Raw genomic sequence first — 4,034 nt, 5'->3', positions numbered from 1 at the left:
GCCCCCGCGGTCAGCGCGGTGCGGGCCAGTGCCACCGCGAACGCCGCGGAGGCGCACGCGTGGGACAGGTGCAGCACCGCCGCGCCGTCGGGCCGAAGCGCGGCCGACGGGCCGAACAACTCCCGCTGATCCTCGTCGAGTTGTCCGCCGTCCTCGGGGGTCGGCGCCTGCCCCACGAGGATCACGAGCGTCCCGGGCGGCAGGGCGGGCAGCCGGGCCGCGCGCTGCGCCTCGGCGAGGGCGGCCAGGGTGTAGGCACTCTTCCTCGGCTCCCCCAGCGGGTCGAAGTCCGGTACCTCGCCCACGGGTTCGCCCTGGTAGCCAGGGAGTTCCGCGAAACGCCGGGCGGGCGCGAGGGCGCTGCGGCCCGCGCAGAGCCCGTACCAGTACCGGGAGACGCCCGTGCCGAACGCCGAGACGAGGCCGATCCCGCTGACGACGATCCGCCGGTTCATCCGTCCACCTCCGGGGAAGCGTGCTGCGGCTGCCGCACGGTGGCGGTGACCAGGCACCCGGGCACCGGCAGGTTCTCGTCGAGCAGCGTGATGTCGAGGTGCACTCCGGCCTGCGGGCCGGCGATCCGCTCTCTGAGCGTCCGCCAGTCGGGCCCGGCCAGCAGGAAGCAGGGCCCGCGGTGGCCGGCGGCCGTGGTCCAGCGGCGGACCAGCTCGGCGGGCTCCAGCGCGGTGGAGTCGGAGGGCCGCAGGCGCCGGGTCGTGTCGTGGCAGCGTCCGACGTAACGCCGGGCGGCGAAGCCGGTGTACTCGCCGCACTGGACGTACAGCGGCGCGCGGGCCCGGGCCGGTTCGGGGAGTTCGGCGAACGCCGCCGTGAGCACCGCGTCGACCGCTGCCGCCGGGGAGGAGTGCGGGGCGCTCTCCGGTGGACCCGACCGGGCGCTGAACCGCAGGCCGTTCGTCATGGGCACTCGCTCCCCGCCTGGTTCTCCGTCTTCCGCGCGCAACAGCATGTCAAGTAGAGTGATGTCATAGTCAAGGATTGTCAAGAACGGTCATCGACCCCCAGGGGGAGTGCGTGAAGGGCAGATTCGTCAGGCTCGAACGGCCGACGCCCGAGGACTACGAGCTGATGGCGCAGTGGTTCGGTCCCAACTCGGCGGCCTCCACGATGTCCGCCACCGAAGGCGCCGTCGTCTCCGCCGAGGACTTCAGGAGGCTCGACCAGAGCGGGGAACTGCGCCAGTTCGCGGTGCGCGACACGGCCGGCACCACCGTGGGCGCCGTGCACTACAAGCCGCACGGGCCGGTCGGCGGCTACTCACTGGGCGGGGCCATCGGCGATCCGCAGCTGTGGAGCCGCGGCTACGGCACCGAGGCGTTCGACCTGCTCCTGGACCACCTCTTCCACGCCCGGGGCGCCCACCGCGTGCAGTTCACCACCGCGCTCTACAACAAGAACGTCCTGCGCCTGGTCACGAAGGCGGGATTCGTCGTGGAGGGCATCCTGCGTGAGTACTTCTACCTGGACGGGCAGCACCACGACGCCGTGATCTGGTCGCTGCTGCGGCACGAGTACTACGCCGTCCTGGAGGACCTGCGGCGCACCGATCCGGGCTTCGTGATGCCGGACGCCGTGCCCGAGGCCGACAAGGCCGAAGCCCGCAGGATCGTCGCCGAGTACATCACCAGCACGGCCGGCGAGACCTCCGCCCGGCTGCTGCTGGCACGCGTCGCCGACGAGGCACCCCAGCCCGCGGGCTGAGCACCCGCACACGGGATTCCGCCGGGGCGGGGCGCGGCACCGCGCCCCGGCGGAACCGGGGCCCGGACTGGACTGGATGTTTGCGTTAACATTCAACTACCGTGGTCACGTCAGCGCCGGACACCACCTGGGGACCAGCACCTGTGAAATCCACCCTTACGGCATTCCGGCCGCGCGTTCTCATCGCCGAGGACGAAGCCGGAGTCGCGGACATGCTCGCCACCGGCTTGCGGTTCCTCGGATTCGATTCCCACGCCGTCGCGTCCGGCGGGCAATGCCTGACGCTGGGCCTCGCGCGGATGCACGACATCATCCTGCTCGACGTGATGCTGCCCGACCTCGACGGCTTCGAAGTCTGCACCCGGCTGCGGAAATCCGACGTTCGGACCCCCGTCCTGTTCCTCAGCGCACGGACCTCGGTGAACGACCGGATCCGCGGCCTCGCACTGGGCGGTGACGATTACGTCACCAAACCCTTCGACCTGAACGAGGTCGCCGCACGGATCCACGCGGTGCTGCGCCGTTCCCTCGACTACACCGCACCGCGCCGCCTGCAGGCGGGCGGCGTCGAAATCGACCGCAAGAGCCACGAGGCCTGGCTGCACGGAGTACCGGTCCGGCTGACGGCCACGGAATTCCTGCTGCTGCGCTTCCTCATGGAGCGCCCCGAGGAGGTCGTGACCAAGGCCGACATCCTCGCCAACGTCTGGGGCCACGACCTCCAGACCGACAGCGGCGTCGTGGAGACGTACGTCTACTACCTCCGGCGCAAGCTCGGCGACACCGATCAGACACTCATACGCACGGTGCGCGGAGTCGGTTACGCACTCCGCGCCGACGACGCCCTGCGAGCGGAGTGACGGTGACGACGCCTTCCGGAGGATCCGGCGCCGGGGACCGGCGGGGAAGGCGGGCCGACGAGGAGTTGCGCGACCTCCTGGCCGCCGTCAGCCACGAGTTGCGCGCGCCGCTCACCACGATCGCCGGCTACGCCCAACTGGGCCTCCTCGGCGGCCTGGACGACCGCCAGGCCCTCCACCACGCCATGACGCGGGTGCAGGCGGAGGCCCATCGGATGACCGCCCTGGTCGACGAGTTGCTGCTCTTCTCCACCGTGGGAGAGCGGCGGCCCCTGGAGCCCGTCACCGTCGACCTGGCCGAGCTCTGCGCCGAGCTGGTGGCCGACGCCCGGGTGAGCCACCCCGACTGGCCGGTCGCCTGCGTCATCGACGAGGGCCGCCACCTGGTTCGGGCCGACCCGCACCGGCTCCGGCAGGTGTTGATCAACCTCCTCGCCAATGTGCACGATCACACACCCCGGGGAACCCGCACGGTGGTGAGACTGCGCCACGAGGAGAACCGGGCCTGCATCGACGTGGCCGACGACGGACCAGGGATTCCCCCGGCCCTCCATGAGCGCGTCTTCGAGCCCTTCTTCCGCGCCCACGGATCACCGACCGACAACGGATCACCGACCGACAACGGACCACCGGCCGACCACAAGGGCAGGAGCGAGCGGCGCGCTGCGGCCCCCCGCAGCGGGCTCGGCCTGAGCCTCGTCGCGGCGCTGGTCGAGGCCCACGGCGGCACCGTGCGCATCGAGCCGTCCGAACGCGGTGCCCGGTTCACCGTCCGGCTGCCGGCACCGGCACCGGCACCGACCGAATCCTGACGCAATTCTGATCGAACTCTGAGATTAATCCCCGACCACCCGTGATTTAATCGGTTCGCGGACACAACGCAAGGGCTCTTCCGGTCACCGCCAGTTCCATCCTGCATTCCCCCCGGGCAGGATAGGCATGGCAGCCGCCTTCCCCCGACGGCGACCGGAGGAGCCCTGTCGCGCTTCCGGAAAGCCCGCTCGGCGGAACGGAATTGACGCTCCGGGCCCGCCCTTCGAATCTTCACCCGGAGGATTCATCACCCTCCATTTCCCTCCCGTATAGTTCTGCGGCCATGGAGTTGGAATTTCGTCATCTCAGGATGATCCGAGCCATCGGCGACGCCGGCAGCGTGACCAAGGCGGCGGACCGTCTCGGACTCGCCCAATCGGCGCTTTCCACCCAGCTCAAACGCATCGAGAACGCCCTGGGCGGCCGGCTCTTCGAGCGGGGCAGGGAGGGTGTGCGGCCGACCCCTCTCGGCGTCCTGGTGCTGGAGCGCAGCCGGGTGCTCCTGCCCGCCATGCGTCAACTGCAGGAAGACGCCGCCCGCTTCGCGAACGCGGCGCGCGAGACCCACGGCCTGCGCGTGGGGGCCACCCACGGACCGCTCCTGGGCGCCCTGGTCGACCGGCTGGCGGCGGCCAGGCC

Annotated in this window: 5 protein-coding genes and 1 pseudogene; 4 read left to right on the top strand and 2 right to left on the bottom strand. The window is 70.9% G+C overall.

From position 1 onward, the window contains the following. Positions 1-455: pseudogene (locus AB0O00_RS31480) on the bottom strand (3-oxoacyl-ACP synthase); the annotation flags it as partial. Continuing rightward, positions 452-922 carry a hypothetical protein gene (locus AB0O00_RS31475; protein ID WP_363657565.1) on the bottom strand — a complete coding sequence of 157 codons (471 nt, stop codon included), beginning with the start codon at positions 920-922 and terminating at the stop codon, positions 452-454. The pseudogene AB0O00_RS31480 and the gene AB0O00_RS31475, both read right to left, overlap by 4 nt. 113 nt (positions 923-1,035) lie before the next feature. On the opposite strand from AB0O00_RS31475, the gene AB0O00_RS31470 reads away from it, so the two are divergent. From AB0O00_RS31470 to AB0O00_RS31455, 4 genes are all read left to right on the top strand, one after another. Next, on the top strand, positions 1,036-1,722 hold the full coding sequence (locus tag AB0O00_RS31470; RefSeq protein ID WP_363657563.1) for a GNAT family protein: 687 nt from the start codon (positions 1,036-1,038) through the stop codon (positions 1,720-1,722). 101 nt (positions 1,723-1,823) lie between these two features. Then, positions 1,824-2,582 carry a response regulator transcription factor gene (locus AB0O00_RS31465; RefSeq protein WP_363657561.1) on the top strand — a complete coding sequence of 253 codons (759 nt, stop codon included), beginning with the start codon at positions 1,824-1,826 and terminating at the stop codon, positions 2,580-2,582. A 2-nt stretch (positions 2,583-2,584) separates the two neighbouring features. Continuing rightward, complete coding sequence (locus AB0O00_RS31460) at positions 2,585-3,394, top strand: HAMP domain-containing sensor histidine kinase (protein ID WP_363657559.1); 810 nt, start codon at positions 2,585-2,587, stop codon at positions 3,392-3,394. A 284-nt stretch (positions 3,395-3,678) separates the two neighbouring features. Next, positions 3,679-4,034, top strand: a 356-nt coding sequence (locus AB0O00_RS31455) for a LysR family transcriptional regulator (protein ID WP_363657557.1), incomplete at its 3' end; no start/stop codon positions are given.

Source organism: Kitasatospora sp. NPDC093558 (assembly GCF_040683475.1).
GTDB lineage: Bacteria > Actinomycetota > Actinomycetes > Streptomycetales > Streptomycetaceae > Kitasatospora.
This window is presented reverse-complemented; position numbering and strand designations above follow the sequence as displayed.